This window comes from Streptomyces sp. A0958, from assembly GCF_004795035.1.
Classification (GTDB): domain Bacteria; phylum Actinomycetota; class Actinomycetes; order Streptomycetales; family Streptomycetaceae; genus Streptomyces.
In genome coordinates, this window is sequence record NZ_SSBK01000046.1 from 19,196 (window position 1) to 44,184 (window position 24,989).

Annotated in this window: 21 protein-coding genes and 4 pseudogenes; 11 read left to right on the plus strand and 14 right to left on the minus strand. The window is 69.6% G+C overall.

What is annotated here, in order from left to right:
- Positions 1 to 124 precede the first annotated feature (124 nt).
- The 6 genes and pseudogenes from E6P78_RS29305 to E6P78_RS29330 form a co-directional block, all read right to left on the minus strand.
- Positions 125 to 1,348: a chitinase gene (locus E6P78_RS29305; protein WP_136206666.1), complete on the minus strand. Its 1,224-nt coding sequence runs from the start codon at positions 1,346 to 1,348 to the stop codon at positions 125 to 127.
- A gap of 160 nt (positions 1,349 to 1,508) precedes the next feature.
- The gene (locus tag E6P78_RS29310; protein WP_136206667.1) at positions 1,509 to 3,899 is read right to left on the minus strand and encodes a glycoside hydrolase family 65 protein; all 2,391 of its coding nucleotides are present in this window, start codon (positions 3,897 to 3,899) and stop codon (positions 1,509 to 1,511) included.
- A complete protein-coding gene (locus E6P78_RS29315; RefSeq protein WP_136206668.1) occupies positions 3,896 to 4,672 on the minus strand; it encodes an HAD-IA family hydrolase in 777 nt (258 codons plus the stop codon). Before E6P78_RS29315 ends, E6P78_RS29310 begins: the two co-directional genes overlap by 4 nt.
- Positions 4,673 to 5,181: 509 nt before the next feature.
- Positions 5,182 to 6,756, minus strand: a complete 1,575-nt coding sequence (locus E6P78_RS29320) for a DUF2207 domain-containing protein (protein WP_168712733.1) — start codon at positions 6,754 to 6,756, stop codon at positions 5,182 to 5,184.
- A pseudogene (locus E6P78_RS33685) lies at positions 6,753 to 7,376 on the minus strand (LemA family protein). The gene E6P78_RS29320 and the pseudogene E6P78_RS33685 overlap by 4 nt, the downstream one beginning before the upstream one ends.
- An 82-nt stretch (positions 7,377 to 7,458) precedes the next feature.
- Positions 7,459 to 8,634: a cellulose-binding domain-containing protein gene (locus E6P78_RS29330; protein WP_136206669.1), complete on the minus strand. Its 1,176-nt coding sequence runs from the start codon at positions 8,632 to 8,634 to the stop codon at positions 7,459 to 7,461.
- Between the two features lie 94 nt (positions 8,635 to 8,728).
- Between E6P78_RS29330 and E6P78_RS33690 the strand changes: the two are divergent.
- The 5 genes and pseudogenes from E6P78_RS33690 to E6P78_RS29355 form a co-directional block, all read left to right on the plus strand.
- Positions 8,729 to 8,839, plus strand: a pseudogene (locus tag E6P78_RS33690) (polysaccharide deacetylase); the annotation flags it as partial.
- Positions 8,840 to 8,885: 46 nt separating this feature from the next.
- Positions 8,886 to 9,545 (plus strand): HAD family hydrolase, encoded by a 660-nt coding sequence (locus E6P78_RS29340; protein WP_206307949.1) that lies wholly within the window; start codon positions 8,886 to 8,888, stop codon positions 9,543 to 9,545.
- 30 nt (positions 9,546 to 9,575) lie between these two features.
- On the plus strand, positions 9,576 to 9,803 hold the full coding sequence (locus E6P78_RS29345) for a hypothetical protein (protein WP_276607237.1): 228 nt from the start codon (positions 9,576 to 9,578) through the stop codon (positions 9,801 to 9,803).
- A gap of 245 nt (positions 9,804 to 10,048) precedes the next feature.
- On the plus strand, positions 10,049 to 11,182 hold the full coding sequence (locus E6P78_RS29350) for an SPFH domain-containing protein (protein ID WP_136206670.1): 1,134 nt from the start codon (positions 10,049 to 10,051) through the stop codon (positions 11,180 to 11,182).
- Positions 11,183 to 11,195: 13 nt separating this feature from the next.
- On the plus strand, positions 11,196 to 12,311 hold the full coding sequence (locus E6P78_RS29355; protein ID WP_136206671.1) for a hypothetical protein: 1,116 nt from the start codon (positions 11,196 to 11,198) through the stop codon (positions 12,309 to 12,311).
- A 97-nt stretch (positions 12,312 to 12,408) separates the two neighbouring features.
- On the opposite strand, the gene E6P78_RS29360 is transcribed toward E6P78_RS29355, so the two are convergent.
- Positions 12,409 to 13,242 carry a PIG-L family deacetylase gene (locus E6P78_RS29360; protein WP_136206672.1) on the minus strand — a complete coding sequence of 278 codons (834 nt, stop codon included), beginning with the start codon at positions 13,240 to 13,242 and terminating at the stop codon, positions 12,409 to 12,411.
- Between the two features lie 681 nt (positions 13,243 to 13,923).
- Here E6P78_RS29360 and E6P78_RS29365 point away from each other — a divergent pair.
- Positions 13,924 to 14,640 (plus strand): GntR family transcriptional regulator, encoded by a 717-nt coding sequence (locus tag E6P78_RS29365; protein WP_136206673.1) that lies wholly within the window; start codon positions 13,924 to 13,926, stop codon positions 14,638 to 14,640.
- A 223-nt stretch (positions 14,641 to 14,863) separates the two neighbouring features.
- Positions 14,864 to 15,244 (plus strand): MFS transporter, encoded by a 381-nt coding sequence (locus E6P78_RS33695; RefSeq protein ID WP_240799418.1) that lies wholly within the window; start codon positions 14,864 to 14,866, stop codon positions 15,242 to 15,244.
- A gap of 319 nt (positions 15,245 to 15,563) precedes the next feature.
- On the opposite strand, the gene E6P78_RS29375 is transcribed toward E6P78_RS33695, so the two are convergent.
- From E6P78_RS29375 to E6P78_RS29390, 4 genes and pseudogenes are all read right to left on the minus strand, one after another.
- Entirely contained in the window at positions 15,564 to 16,103 is a 540-nt protein-coding gene (locus tag E6P78_RS29375; protein ID WP_136206674.1) for an SET domain-containing protein-lysine N-methyltransferase, read from the minus strand.
- A 108-nt stretch (positions 16,104 to 16,211) separates the two neighbouring features.
- A complete protein-coding gene (locus E6P78_RS29380) occupies positions 16,212 to 16,550 on the minus strand; it encodes an inner-membrane translocator (RefSeq protein ID WP_136206675.1) in 339 nt (112 codons plus the stop codon).
- A 113-nt stretch (positions 16,551 to 16,663) separates the two neighbouring features.
- Positions 16,664 to 16,888, minus strand: a pseudogene (locus tag E6P78_RS29385) (IS5/IS1182 family transposase); the annotation flags it as partial.
- 103 nt (positions 16,889 to 16,991) lie between these two features.
- A complete protein-coding gene (locus E6P78_RS29390) occupies positions 16,992 to 17,795 on the minus strand; it encodes a helix-turn-helix transcriptional regulator (protein WP_136206676.1) in 804 nt (267 codons plus the stop codon).
- A gap of 119 nt (positions 17,796 to 17,914) precedes the next feature.
- Here E6P78_RS29390 and E6P78_RS29395 point away from each other — a divergent pair, with 119 nt between their 5' ends.
- Entirely contained in the window at positions 17,915 to 18,337 is a 423-nt protein-coding gene (locus E6P78_RS29395; protein ID WP_136206677.1) for a hypothetical protein, read from the plus strand.
- A gap of 26 nt (positions 18,338 to 18,363) precedes the next feature.
- Positions 18,364 to 18,948, plus strand: a complete 585-nt coding sequence (locus tag E6P78_RS33945) for an alcohol dehydrogenase catalytic domain-containing protein (RefSeq protein WP_276607238.1) — start codon at positions 18,364 to 18,366, stop codon at positions 18,946 to 18,948.
- A gap of 46 nt (positions 18,949 to 18,994) precedes the next feature.
- On the opposite strand, the gene E6P78_RS29410 is transcribed toward E6P78_RS33945, so the two are convergent.
- Entirely contained in the window at positions 18,995 to 19,636 is a 642-nt protein-coding gene (locus E6P78_RS29410; protein WP_168712734.1) for an MBL fold metallo-hydrolase, read from the minus strand.
- An 85-nt stretch (positions 19,637 to 19,721) separates the two neighbouring features.
- On the opposite strand from E6P78_RS29410, the gene E6P78_RS29415 reads away from it, so the two are divergent.
- Complete coding sequence (locus E6P78_RS29415; RefSeq protein ID WP_136206678.1) at positions 19,722 to 20,147, plus strand: MarR family transcriptional regulator; 426 nt, start codon at positions 19,722 to 19,724, stop codon at positions 20,145 to 20,147.
- 833 nt (positions 20,148 to 20,980) lie between these two features.
- Positions 20,981 to 22,199, plus strand: a pseudogene (locus E6P78_RS29420) (IS110 family transposase).
- Here E6P78_RS29420 and E6P78_RS29425 read toward each other — a convergent pair.
- Positions 22,157 to 23,293, minus strand: coding sequence for an IS3 family transposase (locus E6P78_RS29425; RefSeq protein WP_136206679.1), 1,137 nt, complete (start codon positions 23,291 to 23,293; stop codon positions 22,157 to 22,159). The pseudogene E6P78_RS29420 and the gene E6P78_RS29425 overlap by 43 nt on opposite strands.
- A 19-nt stretch (positions 23,294 to 23,312) precedes the next feature.
- The gene (gene ltrA, locus E6P78_RS29430) at positions 23,313 to 24,572 is read right to left on the minus strand and encodes a group II intron reverse transcriptase/maturase (RefSeq protein ID WP_136206680.1); all 1,260 of its coding nucleotides are present in this window, start codon (positions 24,570 to 24,572) and stop codon (positions 23,313 to 23,315) included.
- Positions 24,573 to 24,989: the final 417 nt, after the last annotated feature.

The following is a 24,989-nucleotide window of genomic DNA, read 5'->3' on the forward strand; positions in this document are numbered from 1 at the left end:
TATGTCCTGGACCCAAACTAGTCGCAGGCCGGTCCGGCCGAGCAAAGCGGGTGACATCCCAATCCGGCAACGGGGCGGGGCCGGCGCGCCCTCCCGCGCCGGCCAGGCCCTCCGGGGCGCCCCTTCAGCAGGCGCCGAGGTCTTCCCATACCCCCCATTCACCCGTGCTGCCGGGCGTCTCGTTCTGGGTCCACCACTTGGCCTTCCAGGAGTGGCCGCCGTACGAGACGGTGTCGCCGCCCGTGTAGACGGCGCCGCTGTTCCACGCGGCCGCGGTGCAGCTGCCGCCGGTGGGGGGCGGGGTGGTCGGCGGGGTGGTGGTCGGCGGGGTGACGCCGGCGAACTTCACCGAGAACTTCGCGAAGTCCCAGTCCGACTGGGCCACGCTGCTGCACGTGCCGGAGGTCTTGCCGTTGTTGTCCGGCGGGGTGCACTGGCGGTCGCGGTTGAGCGACCAGAAGGTGAAGCGGTCCATGTGGTGGCTGGTGGCGAAGTCCAGCACGGTCTGGAAGTCGGCCTGGGTGAAGTACTCGCCGGTGTCGCTGCGGCCGTTCATCCCGGAGAAGCCCTCGTGCGCGTACGCGGTCGCCGCGTCCCAGCCGAAGGTGGACTGGAGGACGGTGTTGAAGTTCGTCAGGGCGCTCGTCTGCGCGGCCGCCCCGTTGAACCCGCCGTCGAACGGCATGATCGAGAAGTTGTTCGGCGTGAAGCCCTGCGCCTTGGCCTCGTTGAGCATCTGCTTGCCGAACCAGCCGGTGCCGTCGGCGGTCCCGGCCGTGGTGACCGAGACGTAGAGGCCCGGGTTGTTCTGCTGGAGGATCTTGGCCGCGCCGATCTCGCGGGCGATGGCGGCGGTGTTCTCGTACTCCGGCTCCTCCAGGTCGAAGTCGATGGCCTTCAGCTGGTACTTCGTGATGACCTGCTGGTAGGCGGCCGCGGTGGAGGCGGCGTCGGAGCAGGTCTGGCCCAGCTTGGTGCCCCCGTATCCGCCGATGGAGACGGACACGTCGCCGCCCTTGGCGCGGATCGCGCTGATGACGGAGCCCACGGCGGTGTCCGACGAGACCGGCGACGTACCGTCCCAGGTCGGGCTGCAGCCTCCCCCGTTGGGCGCGAGGATGAACGCGAGCTGGAACGCCTTCAGCCCGGTGGCGTCCATGATGGCGCCCGCGTCCGGCGGATTGTTGTCGTGCGGCATCAGATAGGGCGCGGCGGCGTACCACCGGTTGCTGAGCGCGGTGGCGTCGGCGGGCGCGCCGGAAGCCTGCTGCGCGGCGAAGGCAGCGAGTCCTGCGGTGGCCAGGGCGGCGGTGGCCGCACCGCAGAGCAGAGCGCGAAGACGGTTCATGGGGACTCCTGTCGGGAGAAGGTGCCGCCAAGAATCGAAGGGTGACGCATTCACGTCAATGTGTTGGCCTAGACCATTGCGGTTTCTTGAACGTTGACACATCGGCCCGCCGACGCCCGACGCGGTCCCGAACCGCCCCGTTCAGCCGCGAGGCCGCCGCTCAGAGCCGGAACCAGCGCTCCTCCCCCGGACGGACACCGAACCGGCGCCCGTCCGGCAGGACGACGGGGAGCGGACCCCCGCGCGAGTCCGGTACCTGGATGCCCAGGCGCCCGGGGAGCATGCGGACGCGGACTCCGCGGTGGCCGCGGAAACAGACCGTGAACGAGAACCGGGGGATCTGTGCCAGGGCCACCGGCTCCACGTGCAAGCCCTCCGGCACGGCCGCCAGGCCGGTGATCCCGCGCTCCACCAGGTCGAGGGTGCCGGCCATCGCCCCGAGGTGGATGCCCTCGCCGGTCGTGCCGCCCTGAAGGTCGGCCACGTCGCCGAGCAGCGCCTCCTCGCAGTAGCGCCAGGCGTCGGCGCCCTTCCCCCGGGCGGTCACCCAGCCGTGGACGAGGCTGCTGAGCGTCGAACCGTGGCTGGTGCGGCGCAGGTGGTACGCGACGGTGGCGCGCCATGTGTCGTCGTCCAGGGGACAGCCGAGCCGGGCGAACAGCGCGTGCAGTTCACTGGGCCGGAAGAGGTAGCCGAGCATGAGCGTGTCGGCCTGCTTGGAGGCCTGGTAGCGGTTGACGGTGTCGCCCTCCGCCTCCAGAATCCGGTCGAGCCGGCGGATGTCGCCGTAGCGTGCCCGGTACCCCTCCCAGTCGAGTTCCGCCAGGTCGCCCCAGCCGTCGAACTGGCTGATCACCCCCTGGTGGAAGGGGATGTGGAGACGGCGGGAGACGTCCTCCCAGCGCGCGAGTTCGTCGTTGTCGAGCGACAGGTCCTCGCGCAGTTCCGCCTTCCGCGCGGGGGGCAGGTCCTCCAGGAGGTCGAGACCGCGGGCGAGGACCCAGGCGGCGGTCGCGTTCGTGTACGCGTTGTCGTCGATGCCGGGGTCCGCGGCGCCGGGATAGGCGTCGTGGTACTCGTCGGGGCCGACGACGCCGCGAATCCGGTAGCGCCGCAGGCCCGGGTCGAAAGCGGCGGCACCGGACCAGTAACGGGCGACCTCCAACAGGACCTCGGCCCCCTCGGCGTGCAGGAATCCGCGGTCCCCAGTGGTCTGCGCGTACCGCCACACGTTGTAGGCGACGGCCGATCCCACGTGGTGCTGGAGCCGGGAGTTGTCCGGGAGCCAGCGCCCCGAGCGGGGGTTGAGGTGCAGTTCCTGGGTCTCCTCCCGGCCCGAACTCGCGCTCTGCCATGGGTACATGGCCCCTTGGCCCCCGGCATCGCGGGCCGCCGCGCGTGCGGCCGGCAGGCGGCGGTGGCGGTACATGAGCAGGGCCCGGGCCACTTCGGGGAAGTGCAGGTTCAGGTGGGGCAGGACGAACAGCTCGTCCCAGAAGATGTGGCCCCGGTAGGCCTCGCCGTGCAGCCCCCGGGCCGGGACGCCGACGTCGAGTTCCGCGGTGTGCGGCGAAAGCGTCTGCAGGAGGTGGAACAGGTGCAGACGCAGGATGCGCCCCTCCTCTCCGGGGACGTCCAGTTCGCCCTGTTCCCACAGGCGCCGCCAGGACGCCTCGTGGGTGGTCAGCAGCCGGGAGAAGTCCGGTGTCCGGGTGAGTGCGTCGCAGGCCTCCGCGCGCGGGTCGCCGTCGGGCCGGTCCATCGAGGTGTGCAGGGCCAAGGTCTTCACCACGGACACCGAGCGACGCGGGACGACGGGGAGGCGGTAGGTCTGGACGGTGCCGGTCGGTGTGGCCTTCTGTCCGGCGGGCACCTCGGGTGCGGTGTCCGTGCGGACGGCCAGGGCGAGACGGATACCGGGATCATGCGTGCGGCAGGAGAGCCAGGCGGTCCCGTCGGCCTCGAACCCGCTCGTGAGGTCGGTGAGATGGTGCCCCTCCAGGTCCCGGTACCGCTCCACACCGGCGTTGCTGACCGCGCCGTCGAGGACGGACTCCACCTCGACGGCGCCGCTCCATCCGTAGGCGCGGAACGTGCTGCGCTGGGCCGCGAGGTGCGCGTCGCCCATGTGCACGATCCGCGTGTGGCCGACGCGCAGGCCGCGTCCGTGCGCGTCCCGGAAGTACAGCTGCCGGGTGAGTGTTCCGGCGCGCAGGTCGAGCCGTACCTCGTAGTGCCGCAGGTCCGGGGAGCCGGGCGTCAGCCAGTCGCCGGGCGGTTCGTCGTCCGGGAGGCAGCGGTAGCGCAGAAGCGTCCAGTTGGGGAGGTTGACCAGGTCCTCGTTCTCGACGCTCCGGCCGCCGACGGTCGAGGTGCGCCGGTCGTAGCAGCCGGCCAGGTACGTGCCCGGGTAGTGGACGGGACCCGCGGAACACTCGGGTGCGGAGCCCCGGGTGGCGAACCTGCCGTTGCCGAGCGTGCAGAGCGACTCGACCAGCCGCTCGCGCTCCGGCTCGTACCGCCCGTAGCCCCACGTCCATCCGGTGGTCATCGCACCTCGCCCCATACTTCTCGTACCAGTGTCATGAGGTCGCAGACCACCAGGTCGGCGCCCTCCTGCCGCAGGGCGGCCGAGCCGCTCCCGTCCGGGCTCCGGTCCACACCGACGACGTAACCGAAGCCTCCGCGCCGCCCCGCCCGTACGCCTGCGAGCGCGTCCTCCACCACGGCGGTGTCGCCGGGGCCGGTAGCGAGGCGGTCGGCCGCGTGGAGGAAGAGCGCCGGGTCCGGCTTTCCGGGGAGCGCGAGGCGGGCGGTGTCCTCGCCGTCCACGACGCCCGCCAGGAACCGGTCGAGTCCCGTGTCCGCGAGCAGCGTCCGGGCGTGCCGGGACGCGGAGACGGCGACGCACGGGACATCGCGCGTACGCAGGGCCGCCAGCGCCTCCTCCGCGTCTGGAAACGCGACGACGGCGCCTGCGGCCAGAGCGTCCCGGAACGCCGCTTCCTTGCGCGCGGCGACGGCCCGGACCGTGCCGCAGCCGGGCGGGTCGTCGGGGCTCCCGGGCGGGAGGCGGATGCCCCGGGAGGTCAGGAACGCCTCGGCCCCGTCGTACCGCGACCTGCCGTCGACGTAGCGGCGGTATTCGGCGTCCGCGTCGAAGGGCGCCCCGGCCCCCGGCTCGTCGGACGCCGGCTCGGCGAGGCAGGCGTCGAACGCGGTCTTCCATGCGGCGGCGTGCACGACGGCGGAGTCGAGGAGCACCCCGTCCGTGTCGAGGACAACTCCGCGCAGCGGCCCGGACCGGTCACGGCCGCCGTTCATGCGGCGGCCGGAGATCCGGGGATGTGCGAGGCCGGTCCGCAGAGGGTGACGGCAGCGATCCGTACGCTCTCGTCACCCGCGCCCTCGGTGCCCGGACCGGGAACGTGCCGCCGGGCGATTCCGCCCGGCCCCTCAAAGACGCCGGCCCTCATGCTGCCCACCCACTTCCTGTACGGCGTTCGGGTGCCCTTCTCCCTCGGCTTCACCCGTAACCACCTCGCGGTGCGGCGTGCATACGCGGTCGGCGCGTGGCGGTCACGGCTCTTCCAGGGTCACCCGAACCCGCGGCGCCGCAACCGGGGGCGTCCCGGTCCGTCCTCGTCCGGCGGCCCGACCGGGCCTCGTCACGCGGCCGGTCTCCCGGTCCCGGTCGCGCTCGGGACAGCCGCCCGGCACCCGGCACCCGCCACCCGTTCCGGCGCAGCGGCGCGGTGACGGACACCGTGCGGTGCTTCAGAGGCTGTCACCGCCTGCTCGCCCGGACGTACCGCTCCGGCGCGCCCTCCGCCTCAGGACGCGTCCTGCGTACCGGCCCTCACCCGGTCGCCTTCCGGCATCGCGGCCTTCACCAGCTCCGCCGAACGGATGGTGCGGGTACCCCGCGAGACCCGCAACCGCACCTGGGCGCCCGTCGCGACGGCCGGCGAGGCCGCGGGCAGCGCCCAGGCGGTGGTCAGGTCCGTGTTCCCCTCGTCGAGGGCCAGGAACCGGGCCACCTCCTTGCCCCTGCGCGACTCCATGCGCAGCACCTCACCGGTGACCGTGTCGGGCTCCCGCCGCTCCAGACAGGCGAGCACCACGAGGTACACCGCCAGCGCGCCGAAGGCTGCGACGGCCGCCAACTCGCCCGGCAGGGGCCCCTCGTGCTCCGCCGCGTCTCTGAACCAGCCGTGGGTGCCGCTCGCGAAGTTGCCGGGCATCATCGCCAGGAACGCCACGAACAGGGTCCAGCGGCTGAACTTGCCCGCCACCACCAGGCCGAGCAGCGCGCTGCCCACCCACCCGGCGCTCAGGACGAGCCCCGGCCTGCGCAGCGAACCGCCACTGTGCGCGTCGGCCTCGACCACCCAGCCGGGTTCCCGCATCATCGCGAAGGCGCAGAGGCACACCGCGACCACGCCCGCCGCGGCCGCCAACTGCAGCAGCCGGCCGGTCGAGCAGCCGAAACCCGGGCGCAGCCGGGGGTAGCGGATGCGCACGGGACGCCAGGTCCCTCCGTACGAGGACCAGACGCGTCGCCGGTCTCCCGAGTCGAAGCCGAGGAGGCGGCTGGTCAAGCTGGTGACGCCGAGCGCGGTCCCGTACGCGAGGTAGCGGTCCCATACCGTCACGGAGGCGGGCGGCAGCCGGGCGAAGTCCTCGTGCGCCGTCAGCCAGGCGCGCAGCCCGGCCCAATGAGCGGATTTTTCAAGGCCTTTGGATGTGGCCCGCTCCCCCAGTGACTTGCCGAGCAGGAAGGCCAGCGCGGCGCCCGGGGCCACACCGAGGACGCATGCCGCCCGCACATTGTGCCCGCCCGTGATCACGGCCACGGCGAACAGCGCACCGGGAACGAACGCGGTGACGAGCAGGGCGCTGACGAGCAGGGGCGCGAACCGGTACCGGGACAGGCCGCGCAGCCGGGCCTCGGCGATGACCTCCCGGCGCAGCGCCGTGTTCCAGGAGGCGGCGCGCTTCTCGTCGCGGAACGCGATCGCCCCGATGGGTGCGCCGCCGTTCGTCGCCGCGGCCGTCACCCGTTCCAGTACGCGCAGTTCGTACGGCATCAGCCCCTGCGCCGCGCGGCCGGCCTCCGTGACGTGGACGGTGCTGCGGGCCGGGTCGTCGCCGGGCTGCCGCAACTCGACCAGTCCGCGGGCGGCGAGGTCCAGCAGGGTGGCCGCGGCGGCGTGTTGCACGCCCCGCCAGTGGTTGCCGAGCAGGCTGACCACGGCCGGCGGTTCGGGGGCGTCCCCGAACTCCTGGGTCGCGGGCCCCGGCGTGACCACGCCGTTCCGGGTGGCGACCAGCGCGAGGGCGAAGGCGACGAGCCAGAGCACGATCAGGGCGGCGCCGCCCCAGTAGAGCTGTTCGGTGAGCGTCACGCGAATCTCACCTGGACGGCGTCCTGCGCCACGTCGGGGGCCTCGAAGTACTCGCGCCGGGCGTGCGCGCCGCCCAGCCCGGACACGATGTTGCCGGGGAAGCTCTCCAGTGCGGTGTGGTAGCTCTGCACGGCGCTGTTGTAGAACTGCCGCGCATACGCGATCTTGTCCTCGGCCGTCCTCAACTCGGCCTGCACCTCGCTGAAATGCTGGTCCGCCTTGAGCTCCGGGTAGTTCTCCCCGAGCGCGAACAGCCTGCCCAGGGTAGCGGTGAGCGTCGTCTCGGCGGCTGCCTAATCCTTGACACCGAGCCCGCCGCTCACGGCGGCCCCACGTGCGTCGGTGACCGCCTCGAAGGTGGAGCGCTCGTGAGCGGCGTAACCGCGCGCGGTCTCGACGAGATTCGGTATCAGCTCGTGCCGCCGCTTCAACTGCACGTCGATCTGGGCCCACGAGGCCTGCGCCTGGTTCCGCAGACGGACGAGCCGGTTGTAGGTCCGGACGAACCACCACCCGCCCACAACCACACATAGCGCAACGATCGCACCCACAATGACACCCACGGCGTCGCCCCCAGAGGCCCTAGAAGATTCGACCCCCTGGCCGATCGACGTGATCATATTTGCGGGTGTCAAGGACCGTACGGCCGGGGGAATGTTTCCGTGGAGCCGGCACTTCCCCCGCCCGCCGGGTGGCCGGTCGTCAGCAGCCGACCGGTGAGGAGCCGACGACCACGTCGTCGAACCACAGGGTGTCGTCGCCGGTCCCGTAACTCTCCCAGCCCAGCCGCAGGGCGGTAGGTCTCGGCTGAGTGGTCCGGGAGAGCCACTGCGCGTCGATGTCCTGCGTCGGCACTCCGTCGGCGTGCAGCCCCGGCACCAGCTCGTCGTCGAGCCAGGTGTCGAGCCCCGGCGCCGAGGTGTCGACCGCGAACCGCAGGCATTGCCAACCGCCCGTCGGCAGGGGCCTGCTCAGCCCCACCCCGACCGGGCTCTGCGCCGGAAGCGTGGCGTCGTCGCTCTCCCGGTTCCACTGCAGGGCGCCGTTCTGTCCGCCGACCCGCAGCGCCCTGCCGTCCTGGGCACTGTCGGGCATCGATACGAAGGTGACGTGCGCGGCCGGGAGCGCGGTGGTGTGGCGTACCCACATGCGGACGTGCAGCACGGGGCCGACCGACGACAGGTCCGCGGTGGAGGCCACGAAGGCGTGGTTGCAGTAGCCGGCCCGCCCGTCCAACCGCAGCGACCGCGTGCCGCTGTGGGCGACCTCCGTATCGACGGCGGCCGTGCCCGTGCCCTGGCAGTCCGGCGCGGTGAACTGCCAGTCACCGGCGGGGGCCGGGCCGGCCTGGTCCTCGAAGTCCTCGCAGACGGCGGCATCACCGCACTGCGCGGAGGGCGGTGTGGTGGGAGGCGGTGACGTGGGAGGCGGCGTGGTCGGCGGTGCGGCGGGGTCACCGCCGCAGGACACGCCGTTGAGCGCGAAGTCGGTGGGCGCCGAGCCGGCGGACTGCCAGGTCCCCTGCACACCGAAATCGACGGTGCCGCCACTGGCCAGCGCCCCGTTCCAGGCGGCGTTGGCGGCGGTCACCGCGTGGCCGTCCTGAGTGACGGTCGCGCCCCAGGCGGAGGTGACCTGCCGGTCGCCGTCGTAGGTCCAGGTCAGGCGCCAACCGTTGAGGTCGGGGCCGGTGTTGGTGACGCGCACCTCGGCGGTGTAGCCGCCGGACCACTCGTTGACGGTGTAGTCGACCCGGCAACCGGACGCCAGGTCCGAACCACTGGCGGGCACCGCGACGAAGAGGGACAGGGCCAGCGCGAGAGCGGCCCCGGCCGCTGTCCAGGGTCTGCGCAGTAATCGCGGAGCATGAATCGGCATGTGCGCCTCCTCAAGGTCGGAAACCGTAGGTCAGTTCAGTCGTGGGAGCGCTCCCATATATGACAGCGTCTTGACTGCGCACTGTCAATACACCGAATGGCCGGCCGCCACACTCACCGCGCTCCCCCGGATCGCTCAGTCGCTCGCGTCCCGCGGCCTCTGCGCGCGCACGATCCCCCCGCAGACCGGTCGCGCCGTCGCACCCGGGGCTGGTGCGGGGCACGCACCAGCCCCCCTCTACGCTGCTGCACATGACGCTGAGCTCTCTTGACCTGGTGATCTTCGACTGTGACGGCGTACTGGTGGACAGCGAGAAGATATGCGTCAAGGTGGACGCACTGATCATGGCCGACCTGGGGTGCACGTTCACCGAAGCCGAGATCATCGAGAGGTTCGTCGGCTCGTCCACCGAGGTCTACACGGCAGCCGTCGAGGAACGGCTCGGGCGGCGCCTGGAAAAGGACTGGCAGCACCGGTACGAGCACCTGTACGACGCGGCGTTCGAGGCCGAGCTGGCTCCTGTCGACGGCATCGCCGAGGTCCTGAATCACCTCACCACCGGCATCTGCGTCGCATCGAACGGCGGTCACACCGGCATTCGGCGGAGCCTGGAGATCACCGGCCTGACGCACCACTTCGAGAACCGGGTCTTCAGCGCCGACGACGTCCGCCGAGGCAAGCCCGCACCCGACCTCTTCCAGCACGCGGCGCGCTCCCTGGGGGTACGGCCGGAGCGGTGCGCGGTGATCGAGGACAGCGCATACGGGGTCCAGGCAGCCCGGGCCGCGGGTATGCGCGCCTTCGGCTACTGCGGGGGCCTCACTCCGGCCGCACGGCTGGAAGGACCAGGCACGGTCGTGTTCGACGACATGCGAGACCTGCCGGCACTCCTGGCCACCGCCGCCCACTGAGCCGGCCCGACCCGTCAGCCCGGGGACGCCATGAACCGGGACGTCGCCCACGGCCACCAGCCGGCGTTCGGCGCCCGGCCGCTGCGCCGCACGATCCGGACGGAACTCGGCAACCGGATCGCCTCCCTGCTCCTCGGCTCCGACACCGAGCCCGGCGACACGATCGTCGCCGACGTGGTGGACGACTCGGTCCACTGCACGGTCCGCAAAGGAGAGGCCATTGCGCAGGGGCCCGCCGTCTCCGAAGGCAAGGAGTAACCGAGGGCCGCCCTCGACGCGGAGCGGCCGGGCCGCGCCGGGGCACCCGCTAGGCGATGTCGTCACATTCCCGTCTGCCGCGCGACGCCATGCACGACAGGTCCTGGCCGGACTCCGCCTCCTGCCCGAGAGCCCCTGACGGCAGGGCCCGGCACGCACAGGTCCGGGGAACCCCGTTCGTCGCCGGTTGCTATCGTTCCCTGACGGATCAGGAGTGGGGCGCAGCACCGAACGGGGGAGGTTCCATGGGGCTGTTCGACAGCATCCGCGGGGAGTTCATCGACATCATCGAGTGGACCGACGACAGCCGGGACACCATCGTGTGGCGATTCCCGCGCCACGACAACGAGATCAAGATGGGCGCCAAGCTCGTCGTACGCGAGTCGCAGACCGCGGTCTTCGTCAACGAGGGCCGAATAGCGGACGTCTTCCAGCCGGGCACGTACACCCTGCAGACCCAGAACATGCCGCTGCTGTCCACGCTGAAGGGCTGGAAGTACGGCTTCGACTCTCCGTTCAAGGCCGAGGTGTACTTCGTCACCACCCGCCAGTTCACCGACATGAAGTGGGGCACGCAGAACCCCGTCATCGTCCGCGACCCCGAGTTCGGAATGGTGCGGTTGCGGGCCTTCGGTGCTTACGCGGCCCAGGTGGTCGACCCGGCGGCGCTGCTGCGCGAACTGGCGGGTACCGACCCGCAGTTCCGTACCGAGGAGGTGCAGCAGTACCTGCGCCAGCTGATCGTCGGCAAACTGGGCAGCGCACTCGCCACCGCGGGTGTGCCGATGCTGGATCTGGCGACCCAGCAGGAAGCCATCGGCACCAGGCTCGCGGGTGTGCTCTCCCAGGAGCTGAAGCCGGTCGGTATCGCCGTCCCCAAGTTCATCATCGAGAACATCTCGCTGCCTCCGGAGGTCGAGGAGGCCATCGACACCCGTTCCCGGATGGGTATCGCGGGCAATCTCGACCAGTACACCCAGTTCCGGGCAGCCGATGCGCTCGGCACCGCTGCGGGCACGCCCGGCAGCGGCGTCGGCGAAGGCATGGGGCTGGGGCTCGGGATGGCCGCGGGCCAGCGGATGGCTGCCAGCCTCACCCCACAGCCGCAACCCGCTGCTCCCGCACCCGCCACGTCTCCCGCCCCCTCGGCGGGGCCGCCGCCGCTGCCCGTGCAGGAGCAGTGGTTCATCGGCGTCAACGGCACCCAGCAGGGGCCCTACGACCGGACGGCGCTGACCGGTCTGGTGAGCGCGGGCACCCTGACCCGGACGACGTTGGTCTGGAAGGAAGGGCTGCCCGGGTGGCTGCCCGCCGACCAGGTGCCCGACATCGGCCGGCTCTTCGGGGCCGTCCCTCCGCCGCTGCCGCCTCAGGCCTGAGGGAGGGACGACGTTGGACACCGAAGAGCAGAACGCCGGGGCTCCCGGTACGGGTTCTCGTTCCTACCCCTGCCAGGCGTGCGGCGCCACGGTGGAGTTCGCGCCGGGCTCCGACGCCATGCGTTGTCCGTACTGCGGTCACGAGCAGGCGGTGGCCACGGCAGCGCGCGAGGTCCGCGAGCACAGCTTCGACGAACTGGCCCCGCTGCCCGTCAAACCGCGAAGCTCCGTGTCCGGCGGCATACGCGCCTATGTCTGTCCGGGCTGCGGCGCCCACACCGAGAGCGACGACCTCTCCGTGAGCTGCCAGTTCTGCGCCACCCCGCTGGTCGCCGACCCCGATGCCACCGAGCGGGTACAGCCGGAGGCCGTCGTCCCCTTCGGCCTGGACCGGGACGCGGCCCGGGACGCGCTGCGCACATGGACATCGTCCCGCTGGTTCGCGCCCTCCCGGCTGAAGAAGGTCAGCGAGGCGGAGACGTTCAAGGGCAGCTACCTGCCGCACTGGACCTACGACGCGGAGACGGTCACCAGATACCGGGGTCAGCGTGGCGTCTACTACTACGTCACCGAGACGTACACCACGACGGAGAACGGTGAGAGCGTCACCAAGACCCGCCAGGTGCGTCACACCCGCTGGTCCCCCGTCTCCGGTACGGTCAGCCGCGCATTCGACGACGTCCTCGTCGCCGGGACCAGCCACGTCGGCCACGAACAGCTGGACAAGCTCACACCGTGGCCGCTGGAGGAGGCCAAGCCGTTCCAGACGGAATACCTGGCCGGCTTCCAAACCGTGCGGTACGACGTGGAGCCCGAGGACGGGCTCGTGACGGCCAAGGAACGGATGGCCACCGTCATCACGTCCGACTGCCGCTCCGACATCGGCGGCGACGAGCAACGGGTCACCACGCTGGACACGCAGTACTCGGCGCTCACGTTCAAGCTGATGCTGCTGCCTGTGTGGTTCCTGACCTATCTGTACGCGGGCACCAGCTGGCAGGTCATGGTGAACGCCCGCACCGCCGAAGTCATCGGCGAACGCCCGTACAGCAAGGCGAAGATCGCCGCGGCGGTGGTGAGCGGGCTGATCCTCGCCGCGCTGGTCGTCCTCCTGGTGATGCGGAAGTAGGGAGCGCCTGCGTGCGGTGTTACGGGGGCGATCGGCCAGTCCGAGAGCCCCCGCCGGCATGGTCCGACGGGGGCGCGCCACTCCGAGCGCGGGCGGATCAGCGCAGTCCGGCGAAGAGGTCGTTCTCGGGCACGGCCGCGCCGGTGGAGTCCTTGACCCGTACGAAGGTCTCCATGCCCATCAGCTCGCCGAACCTCTCCTTGCCCATCTTGAGGAAGAAGATGTTCTCCCCCTGACTGGCGTGCGCGGCCAGCGCATCGAACTTCTGGCCGCTGAACGCGGTGGTGTCCACCCACGTGGTGATCTCGTCGTCGGGGAGCCCGATCTCGGCCATCGCGGCGACCTCCGCGGGGTCCGGCTCCGGCATGTCCGCGCCGAACTCGCGCATGGTCTCCCCGAAGCGCTGCATCATCGAGCGCGGCGCCGTCGTCCAGTACACCTTCGGTGTCAGCTCGGTCATCTCCAACGCCGCCATCGTGATGCGGTGGGCCTGGATGTGGTCGGGGTGACCGTAGAAGCCGTTCTCGTCGTAGGTGACGACCACATCGGGCCGGTAGTGGCGAATGAGTTCCGCGAGTCGTGCGGCGCCTTCCTCCACGGGGGTCTGCCAGAAGGAGCCGGGGGCGTCGTTGCTCGGCCAGCCCGTCATCCCGGAGTCGGCGTAGTCCAGCATCTCCAGATCGCTGACCTTGAGGACTTCACAGCTCGCCTCCAGTTCCTGCCGTCGCATCAGAGCGACGGCCGCCGGATCGTGCCCGGGTTCGCCCGGCTTGACACCCCCCGGCCCGTCACCGCAGCCACCGTCGGTACATGTCACAAGAACAGTGCGCATGCCTTCCGCCGCGTACCGCGCGAGGACCCCTCCCGTTCCGGTGGCCTCGTCGTCGGGGTGAGCGTGCACTGCCATGAGCGTCAACGGCCGGTCAGTCATGGACCCAGTCCTCCTGCGTAAATACGTCTTGTTCCAAGGGCGCGGCAGGCATACCGCGATCCGGGGCCCGGACTCCGCCGGGGCGGGACGACCTCGCGGTCTCCGTATCCGCTGCCATTCCCCGCCCGTGCGGCGCCGGTCCCTCGGTCGATGCAACCGTTCCGGCCGGGCCGGCTGTTCCCGGCGCGGCCAGTCGAGCTTCCCGAGGCCCGAATCCCAAGGCGAACGAGGTACAAGCACTACACGCCCGCCTCGGCGCCACCGCCGGCCTCGGCGGAGCGACACCCTGCTGAACCAGGCCGGTGCCAGGCCGGTCACGGCAGCGAACGCCTCGCGCACGCCATCGGCGACGCCGTCGCCGGCCGCGCCGCCGTAGCGGCGTTCCCGGACCAGGCCGGTGAGGATGTCCTCGAACCGCGCGGGCACCTCGTCCGGGGGCACAGCGAGCGGGGAGGCGCCGACGGGCGCGGCCGGCAGCCGCATCAGCAGCGTGTTGACCAACCGGTAGAGCACCTTCGCGTCCGCGGAGTCGACGTACCGCGCGAAGGCCGTGCTCCAGCGTGCCGGCGGTCACCGTCGGGAACGCGGCCCTGAGCACGGCGGCGGTGCACCACGGCATCGCTCGCTTCACCCGCAACCAACCTATTGACTCTTTGCTATAGCGGAGGCAATGTTGCGGACATGAGCACGGATGCCCTCAGCCCCATGGAGACGACGTCGTTGGCCGACCAGGCTTACCGGCGGCTTCGTGCTGCGGTTCGGGAGGGGGCGTTGCGGCCGGGCGAGAAGATCACCGAACGCGATCTCGCCGCCCGTCTCGGTGTCAGCCCTACCCCGGTGCGTGAAGCGCTGCGTCAGCTGGTGCACGAGAAGGTGGTGGAGCGGGTCGGGGCCCGGGCGCTGCGGATCGCGGACCACTCGGCTTCCGCGCGTTCGGAGATCGTGGAGGCCGAGGTGCGGCTGTCGGCCCTCATGGCTCGCCTGGCCGCCCGGAATGCCACCGATGCCCAGCTCGCGGATCTGGCCGAGATGCTGGAGCACGCCGATGCCCTGGTCGGGCAGATCGAGCAGGACCTGGCCGAGCACGGAGCACGAGCCGACGTGACCGACCAACTGGTAGCCGTCCATCGCCTGCTGCGCCGCTTCCACCACCAGATGGAAGCGGCGGTCGGCAACCCGGTGCTGGATGGACTGCTGCAGCAGGCCCGCGCCTTCAGTGACGAGGAGCGCCTCGATCTGACGATCAAGCTTGCCCCGGAGCGGGCCGAGGCTTTCCGCCGACGGTTCCGCGAACACCGCAGCCTGCTTGACGCCCTGCTGGACCGGGACGAGGAACGGGCCGAGCTACTTGCCGCACATCACCACCGTGAGGCGCTGAATCAGCTCTCCAGCAGCTGACTCGACGCATCCGGCTACCCGTTCACCGGTACCGCCCCAAGTACCTGTTCACCGGTACCACGGGCGGAGGGCGCACACCCAGACTGTTCGGGGACCTGGGCGTCGTAGAAGTTCCAGACCGATTCCTGGGCGAAGACCGCCAGGGTGACCCACAGCACCGCGCCGGCGCTCATTCGCTCAGCTACGCCACTACGTCACGTCGGCCGGCGTCATCGGCCTGATCATGGGGCTGGACCACTCCTTGGGCATCTTCACCCAGCCGTCCGTGGGGTTCCTCTCCGACAAACTCGTACGCCGCAAGGCGGGACGGTGGCCGATCGTGCTGACCGGGGCCTTGATCGCCACGGTCCCGTTCGTGCTCATCCCCTGGGCGGACAGCCTTCCCGTACTGATGGTGTGCGTCGTCGGCTTCGCCGCGGTAGCCAACGCCTTCAAAGGCGTCACCGAGACGCTGATCTCCGACTACGTCCCAGCAAGCAGCCGCAGCAAGGCACAGGGCTTCACCAAGGCCGGCGTCAGCCTGACCATCATCATCTCTTCCCTGATCAGCCTGCTGGTCGTCGACCGCAGCCTCCACCTGGCGTTCGCGATCCACCGGTCCTGATGCTGATCATGCTCGGTCTGTCCTGGACGTTCCTCGGCCGCCGGCACGAGCAGGCCGTCCTGCCCGAGCAACCGAGCCGGGAACAGCGGCGGTGCACCTGCCGGGCGGGAGACCACACCCATGGCCTTCCGCCCGCTCGCCCGGCGCGCCACACCCCACAGCAGCGGCCTGGGGGGCCTGGGGGCCCGGCGATGGGTGGTAGAGCGCCCCTCTTCGCCCGGCTCCACGGCTTCATCGGAAGACCTGACCCAGTGCGTCGCCTGCTGGTGACGCCACCTCATTCTGTTGGGCGTTCTGCGACGTCGTTTCCTTTGGCTCCCTACGCGGTTGAAGCGATACGTGACAGGAGCGCTGGAACCCAGTGGTTGCCGTAGCGTGTCCGCAACTCCGGTAGCTGCCAGTCGTTGCCGGTGACGGTTCCTCGGCAGCCGGCCGGTGAGCCACATGAGCATGCCAGGACGAACTGCGGGTCCCAGGTACTGGTGGCGTAGTCGCTGGTCAGTTCATCATCCGGTGCGATGTCGTGACGGGCGAGAAGGGTGTACGGACCCTCCCACCACAGGCTCGGGTCGCAGTGGTGGTTGCTGTATCCGATGGACTGCTCATTGCGGGGTGGAAGGACGAGATGGATGGCCTCGGTCACTGCGATGGTGTCGATGTAAGGGCGGCCCGGCTCAAGCCCGGAGGCGGCGAAGAGGTCTTGTAGTTCCTGGTCGGAGACCAATCGGCCGCCCAGCCGGGCCACGACCGTTCCCGCTCCGATCGGCGCATTGGCGAACAGGCCCGAACCTGCGACGGGCGACGGACGGACCTCGGCGTGAGGGTGCAGCCAGCAATGCGGATCTGGTGTCGATGCCATTGGCCCATCGTGCCGTGTCGCAAGTGGTGTCAGCCAGTGAGCGTTTTCCAACCCCAGCGCCTGTGCCTCTATCCCAAGGCTCCTCCGACGGCCGTGACTACGTCTGGGTCAGAGCCAGTACCCCAGCATGTGGAGTGCCGGAAACACGCAGAGCGTCAGCTGTACCGCCCCGATAACGCGGTGTCCGATCCGCAGCAGTACGACGGCCGTCACGCCGAGCGCCAGGGCCAGAGCGCCGAAGCCCAGCACTGGCGCCCAGTCCAGGGCCGGCGCGCCGGTCGTTGTCCGTCCGGAGCCGGTGTCCATCCGGTCCAGCCCCCGGACAGCGAGCACGATGACGACCAACAGTGCGGCCGCCACGTCCGCCACCAGTACGAGAAGCAGAAGACAACCTGCGGTGAGGGCACCCTCTCTGCCGGGGGGCTGCTTGTCGTCAAGTTCGGGCATGGCTTGACGATCGCCCGGAATACATCCTCCCGAACGGTCCGTCGCCGACTCGCAACCCAGACGTACTCCAGTCTTCATGGGCCTATCCGGACCCGGCGATCTCTCACAGACGCTCAGTTCGAGCAGGCCGGGAGAGTGAGGACGGACTGAACAAGGCTGGTGACGCGGGTGGTGGAGCATCGCAGTTTGCGCGGCAGCCGCCAGGTTCTGAGAGTGGCCACGGCCTGCTCGACGAGCACGCGGATTTTCGCGTGTGAACGATTGACGGCCTGCTGGTCGGGGGACAGCGTCTCCCATCGCCCCCAGCAGGGGACGCGCACGGTGGCGCCGGCACCGCGCGTCTGGCGAGGCGGCTCGGGGACTCGGCGGGCTACGGAGAACGCGAGCAGACCCGCACGGATCACTTGCGGGAGTCGCTGCGCGGGGCTGTGGCGCGATCGGTTACCGCTCGAGGAGTTCGGCCAGCATGGCACTGGTCGTTTGGTCAGCCGGCAGGAACGCCTCAAGTCGTAGTTCGGCGATGGTGACGTCGATGGCGGTGCCGAAATGGGTGAGCGTGGTGATGAGCGTCAGCTCCCTGTCGTCGGCTGGATCATGTGCCCGCAGGCGCAGTGGTACGGCGAAGCCGAGGTGCTCCGGTGATTCGCGCGGACGTGATGGTGCCAGGTCGGTCAGTTCGCAGGCCAGGCGTTGGAGTTGATCGTCCGGGTTGCGCGCGCTCTCGTCCTTGATGCGGTCGATGATGTGCCACGCCCACTCGTCGAGGTTGACGATGCGTGGCGCGAGGCCCTGCGGATGCAGCAACATCCGGGGAACGCTCACCGGCGGTACGAACAAATGCGGCGCCACGCCGGCGGTGAGGACGTGGAAGGCGGTGTTGGCCGAGACCAGGTCACCGTGCCGGTCGACGACCACCGCCGGGTACGGCAGGTGGCCGTGCAGGATACGTTCGAGTGCGGTGCGGATCGGTTCGAGTTGGGGGTCGTCCAGGCGGGTCTGCGGGTAGACCGGTGCGAATCCGGCCGCAAGGAGTAGTTCGTTACGCTCGCGGATCGGCACCTCCAGGGATTCGCCCAGCCGGATGATCATTGATCGGCCGGGGGTCGACCGTCCGCTCTCGATGAAGCTGACGTGCCGCTGCGTGGTTCCGGCTCGCATGGCCAGTTCCAGCTGGCTGACGCGCCGCCGAGTGCGCCACTCACGCAACGCTCCGGCGAGCTCGCCCCTGCTTGATTCGCTGATCACCCCTCTTGTGTAACCCGATGGGCTGCTGATCCGCCATTCCCTGTGAGGAATTGCCGCGCTCCGGCCGGCGCAGCAAGGTCGTGCCGCACGCCGACCATTCGTGACCGAGGGGATCAACCATGGCTGACATCGATATCCGCGACCTCGCCGACCGCTACGTTGCCGTGTGGAACGAACCCGATGAGGAGCGCCGCCGCGTCGCGATCCGGGAGCTGTGGTCCGCCGATGCGGTCCATGTGCTGCAGCCTCCCCAGGAGATCCTGCAGACCGCTGAAGGGCTGGGCTTCGACTGTCTCGTTCTGGAGGCGCGCGGGCACCACGCGTTGGAGTTCCGGGTGACTCGCGCCTACGAGGAGTTCGTCGCGCCAGGCACCTTCGTCTTCCGTTCGCGCGGCAACACCGACCGGCTCCACGACGTGGTCAAGTTCAACTGGGAGATGGCACCCCGGGACGGTGGTGAGGTCGCCGGCGTCGGGCTGGAGATCCTCATGCTCGGCCCCGACGGCCGCATCGTCAGCGACTACCAGTTCATCGAGGGATGACCGCGTCGATGGCGAGACGCCCATCGATGGTGCGCAGCTACCACGTCACCACCGGCGGCGGTATCGATGGCCTGTCAGTGCGCACGCACGAACCCCGCACACCCGGGGAGGGGGAGGTCGCGGTCGCGGCCCACGCCACTTCGCTCAGCTTCCGCGAACTTCCGGTGCTGCGGGGGCAGTACGTGCTGCCCGTCAAACCGGACGTCATACCGGTCTCGGACGGTGCCGGCGAGGTCGTCGCCGTCGGGCCGGATGTCCGGCGGGTGCGCCCAGGCGACCGCGTCACCGCCGCACTGTTCCCGCGGTGGCTGGACGGCCCGCTGGAACCGGCATTCCTGCTCGTTGGCGGCCAGGCCGCCGCCCTGTCCGGCCGACGACGCGCCTTTCTGACGGCGGTCGCCGTCTTCGGCGCGGTGAGCCTGCTGGGAGCGCTCGCGCCGTCCGGCGGCCTGCTGGTCACGGCGCGGCTACTGGAGGGTCCACGCGCGCGGCGCACAGGTCGTCGCCATCGACATACGCCCCGAACGGGGTTCGCCGTCAGGCGAGTTCCTCGGAGCCGTGACAGTGACCGGCGGTGGTCGGCGCGGAGGAGACCGCCACCCGCGCGGTAGAAGCCGCCGTCGACGCCTTCGGCGGGTTGGACATCGCCACCTGGCCTCAGTCGATCCGGACGCTCGTGCCCGGGGCCAACCGGTGGTAGAGGGTCGCAACCCCGGGACCACGCTCACCGAGGAAGCCCTCGACCATAGCGGTGCCGGTGTCATTGAGGGCGCCGTCGTGCACGGCGTAGGCGTCGCGCGGAGCGACCTCGCGCAGATAGTCGATCAGATCGCCGACGCTGGACCAGGGAGCGTGCACCGGCAGCAGTAGCGTGCCGACCGGAGTGCCGGGGACGGTCAGGGCATCGCCGGGATGGAAGAGGGCCCCGTCCACCAGGAAGCCAACGTTGCCGATTCGCGGGATGTCCGGGTGGATAACGGCGTGCCAGGCCCCGTGCACCGTGATGTCGAACCCTGCCACGCTGAGGGCGTCCCCGTCCCCCGTGATGGCTACCTGCTTGCCGAGGCCGTCCAGTCGCTTCGCGACGGATGAGTTGGTCCAGATGCGCAAACCGGGATGCGCCGCGGCGGCCCGGCGCAGCACCTCCTCCGAGAAGTGGTCGAAGTGCTCGTGCGTCACCAGCACGGCGTCGGCGCCTTCCAGCGCCCTCGGGTCGGTCAGACCGCCCGGGTCGATGACCAGACGGCGCCCGTCCTTCTCCAGTCGCACACACGCATGCCCGAACTTAGTGAGTTCCATGACCGACACACCCTTCATCGCTATAGAGCTTGGTTGTACAAATAGACTGTACAACTGAGTACGGGGTGAACGCTAGGATGGCCCCATGGACGAAGACGTGCTGGCCGAGGAGTTGCGGCAGTCGCTGGGCGAACTGGTCCGGGCGGTGCGTACCGTGGACACCATGCCGCCCGGCGAGGCCGCCGTTCTGGGATTCCTCGACCGCGGCGGCCCCTTGACCACCGCCGATCTCGCCCGCCTGCGTGGTGTCACACACCAGTCGGCCGCCAAGTCGGTCAAAGACCTCTCCACCGAGGGTCTGGTCCATGGCGAGCGGCACCCCGACGACGGCCGGAAGCTCCTGCTGCACCTCACCGACGCCGGCCGCTCCCGCCTCCAGCGGGAACGCACTCTCCGCGCGGGCGCCCTCGGTGCCGCCATCCGTGAGACCTTCACACCCGACGAGAAACGGCGACTCAGCGAGTCCGTCGCCCTGCTGTCCCGCCTGACGGCCCGACTGACCGGGAACTGACTGGACGTCACGGGAAGGTTCGAGGGCCGGACTACCCTGCCACCGGGAGGAACGACCAGGCCGATCGTAGAGGCCGGCCGGCTTTGGCTCGCTCGTTTGCCGGCGGAAGTATGCCGGGACCGAGGGATCACCACTCGGGTGCTGCGCCGGGCTCACGACTGCCGCGCAGCCTGTGAAGCCACCCGCCCCGGCGTTCGAGTGACCGTCCGGCACAGGTGGATGAAGGAAGCGGGTTTGCTACCGCGAGATGGAGCGAAGCCCAGACCCGCAGGCCGGCGGACGACCGTGCGCATCGCTCAGTTGGTGCGACCGGACTCGCCCTCCAGGGTGCAGCCGAAGCGTCTCACCCTCCGAAGAAGCTCAGCCGGACGTCACGGTCGGTGTTGCTCCTGTCCGTGTCCACCAGCCTCCGTTGAGGCAGCCTCAGGCTATCCGGATGGTGCGGCCTACCGGGACAACCGCCGCAGCCGCCCCCCTTCCAGAACGACCAGGCAGCTGGAGCATGCTTGAGCACCAAACACCAGCCGTCCTTGAACACCTCGAGGGGTCCGGGGCCCTTTGAAGTTCCCCCCCCGTTATCTTTTTCGCGGTCCTGCAAGAGGGCCGCTGGCCTCCGGGCCCGGCATGACTGTGTCCCCCTGTCGCTGGCATGACCTGGGGGGTGGTGTCACCGGGTCCGGGGGTGTTCGTCGGAGACGCTGATCAGAGGTCCGACCACCGTCCGGTCCGGCGCAACGCCGGGCAGTTCGCGGACGGCAGGTCTGCATAACGTGGATGCGCGAGCACGACACCCGGGCCGAGGCCGGCACCGTCAACATCCTGGAAAGAGCGCGATGTTCGAGATCGAAGACGTGGGTGTGTTCCTCGGCCTGGATGTCGGCAAGTCGGCTCATCACGGGCACGGGCTGACTCCGGCAGGGAAGAAGGTCTTCGACAAGCCGCTGCCCAACAGCGAGCCGAAGCTGCGGGCCGTCTTCGACAGACTTGCCGCGAAGTTCGGAACCGTCCTGGTCATCGTGGACCAACCCGCCTCGATCGGTGCCCTGCCACTGACCGTCGCCCGCGATGCCGGCTGCCGCGTCGCCTACCTGCCCGGCCTGGCGATGCGGCGGATCGCCGACCTCTACCCCGGCGAGGCCAAGACCGACGCCCGCGACGCGGCCGTGATCGCGGACGCGGCCCGCACCATGCCGCACACCCTGCGATCCCTGGAACTGACCGACGAGATCACCGCCGAACTCACCGTGCTCGTCGGCTTCGACCAGGACCTCGCCGCCGAGGCCACCCGCACCTCCAACCGGATACGCGGCCTGCTCACCCAGTTCCACCCCAGCCTCGAACGTGTCCTCGGCCCCCGCCTCGACCACCAGGCCATCACCTGGCTTCTGGAGCGCTACGGCTCCCCGGCCGCCCTGCGCAAGGCCGGCCGCCGCCGACTCGTCGAGCTGATCCGCCCGAAAGCCCCACGCATGGCTCAGCGGCTGATCGACGACGTCTTCGACGCGCTCGACGAGCAGACCGTCGTCGTCCCGGGCACCGGCACCCTGGACATCGTCATCCCCTCCCTGGCCGCGTCCCTGGCCGCCGTCCACACCCAGCGACGGGCGATGGAAAACCCAAATCAACACCCTGCTGGAGGCCCACCCTCTTTCCCCGGTCCTGACGTCGATGCCCGGCGTCGGCGTCAGGACCGCCGCCGTCCTGCTGGTCACCGTCGGCGACGGCACCAGCTTCCCCACCGCCGCCCACCTCGCCTCCTACGCCGGACTCGCACCCACCACCCGGCAGTCCGGGACCTCGATCCACGGCGAACACGCACCCCGCGGCGGCAACCGCCAGCTCAAGCGGGCCATGTTCCTGTCCGCCTTCGCCTGCATGAACGCCGACCCCGCCTCCCGCGCCTACTACGACAAGCAACGAGCCCGCGGCAAGACCCACACCCAAGCTCTCCTCCGCCTCGCCCGCCAACGCATCAGCGTCCTGTTCGCCATGCTCCGCGACGGCACCTTCTACGAATCCCGGACACCGAAGGACGTCGAGCTCGCCGCATAACCCCAGCACACCGAACCACACCAAACCCGACAGGGGCGCCTTGACGAAGGACATAGAGGCACCCCCCCGCGAGCTGGACAGCGGGTGTTTACGCTGCGGGGGGCGAGGTTCTGTCTGAGCAAGGCTCTCGTTTCGAGCGGGGTGACGTACCCGTAGTCGGGGTGCCGGCGGAGCCGTCTGCGGTTGTACTCGACCTCGACGTAGCGGAAAACGTCGGCCCGGGCAGCCTCGCGGGTCTCCCACATGGTCGTCCCGATCTCCGCTTTCAGGAGGGCGAACCAGCTTTCCGCGGCGGCGTTATCGTAACAAGATCCGACGCGCCCCATCGATTGCCGCATGCGCAACTTGCGTATCTCGGTGCGGAATTCGTCACTCGTGTACTCGCTGCCGCGATCCGTATGCATGACGCAACCGTGTTCCAGGCCGCCACGCCCGGCCGCCATCCGCAGGGCAGCGACCGGCAGCTCGGCGCGGTGGTGATCGGCCATCGCCCAGCCGACCACCTCCCGCGTCGCAAGATCGATACAGGTCGCCAGATAGAACTTCCTTTCCAGCGTGACGAGTTCGGTCATGTCGCCGACGAGCCGCATTCCGGGTCTGGGTGCGGTGAAGTCCCGACCGATCAGGTCGAGGGCGAATACCGCCCGCTTCGCCTGCCGGGTCAGGCCCCCACGCCGTCGGCGGGTGATCCCGGCGATCCGGTGCTTGCGCATCAGTCGCTCGACTTTCTTGGAGTTCACCGCCCGCCCGGCCCGCCGCAGGGCGGCGTGGATCCGCGGGGCCCCGTAGGCGCCGCGCGATCCGGCGTGGAGTACCCGGATCTCGCCCACGAGCACCTCCTCGGCCCGCTCCCGCACCGTCCGGGCCGGCCGTGACGCCCTGTGCGCGTAGTAGGTGGAGCGGGGCACTCCCAGTACACGGCACAGGAACGAAACGCTGTGACCTGCGGGATTACCCTCCGATGCCTTCTCCGCATCGATGAAGTGACACCGTGCCGCGGTGTCTACCTCATCTTGTCCTGAGCGAAGTCGGGTGGCCCGGGGGAATTTCACCCCCGGGCTCCCACAGATCCGTACGTGACAGTCTCCCGTCATACGGCTCTTGTCGTCCTGGTCACCAGACCCGGGCGGGCTCGGTCATCCAGACCCAGTGCGCGAGAAGCCGAGGATGTCGATCAACCCCGGACCACCACGCACGGAAGGTCGCCGACCAGCTTCGCCTCAACCTCCGGTACTTCCCGCGCAACCACCGGACCATATAGGCGTTGATCCGTTTCAAGAGTGGATATAGGGCCGACCTGTTGAAGGCCCCGTAGTACTGCATCCATCCCCGCACGACCGGATTGATCCAGTCCGCGAGGTCTCGGGCCTCGCCCTGCACCCACCGGTGCAGGCGCCAGGAACGCACCACCTCACCCATCCGCTTCAGGGCCTTGTCCGAAACCGCCGGAGAGAAACTCCGGAACAGCCCCTTCCGCCCGTCCACGGTGCGCTCGCGAAAGTCGTAACCCAGGAAAGTGAACCTCGTGTGCTCGAAAGAGCTCTTGCGGTTCGCGTCCCGGCAATAGACGATCTGCGTCTTGTCGGGGTGCAGTTGAAGGCCAACCGAGTTCATGCGCGCATCCAGTGCGGCCAGTACCGCTCTCGCCTCGGCGAGACTGCGGCAGTGAATGACCGCGTCGTCGGCATACCGTTCGAAGCGAACGTCCGGGAAGACCCGGCGCAACCACATGTCGAACGCATAGTGCATGAACAGATTCGCCAGGACGGGAGATACCGCCGATCCCTGCGGGGTGCCCATGGAACGCTCGATCAGCGTGCCATTCTCATGTTGCAGCGGGGCAGCAAGCCACCGCTTGACATACAGCAGCACCCAGGGAAGCTCACAGACCGAGCCCACCGCCTTGAGCATCAAGTCCCACGGCACCGAGTCGAAGAACGCCTTGATGTCGAGATCGACCACCCAGTCGTACTTCCAGCACCGCTCCCGGCATTTGCCCACCGCGTCGATCGCTCCACGCCCCGGGCGGTAGCCATAGGAATCCGGATGGAAGATCGGCTCGACCTTCTTCTCCAGCACCATCGCCACCACCGTCTGCGCGATACGGTCACCTACGGTCGGCACTCCGAGAACCCTGAGACCACCTTGCGGCTTCGGGATCTCCACCATGCGCACCGGCGGTGGAAAGTAGCAGCCCGAGGACATCCGATTCCAGATCTTGTACAGGTTTCCCCGCAGATCCTTCTCGAACTCCTCAATGGCCACCGCGTCCACACCCGGGGCACCCGTGTTCGCCCTAACTTTCTCCCAAGCCTCCATCACCAGCAGCTTCGGAATACCGAACGGCTTGACCGGTGATTTCAACTCATCCACGCCAATTCCTCCCGGAGCACTTCCGGTTGATCGAATGAACAAGCCACGAACGACCCAGCCCCTTCGCTCCACCCCCATTACAGGGACTTCACCACTACTACGAGCCAGTCCGCCGGCGCACGCCCAGCACGGACGTACGCCTTCTCCTGTTCCGCACAGATCCCGCAGATCGGGCTCGCGCCACCTTCACGCCGGACACCACCTGGCCAGGAAACGGACACCCGCCAGACTCATCCCGGGGAGCCTTCAAGCCCCGGTTTCGATGTCGTCCAAGCATTTCGACGCATCAGCCTCGATTCTTCACGGGTGGCGTGAGCGTGTTCGGCTCGGTGGGGTGCCCGTAATGTCCTCGGCTGGTCGAGGGTGGGCCATCGCGTGACGCTGCGGGTGCGCCGGGTTCCACGGGTCCGGGGTGCT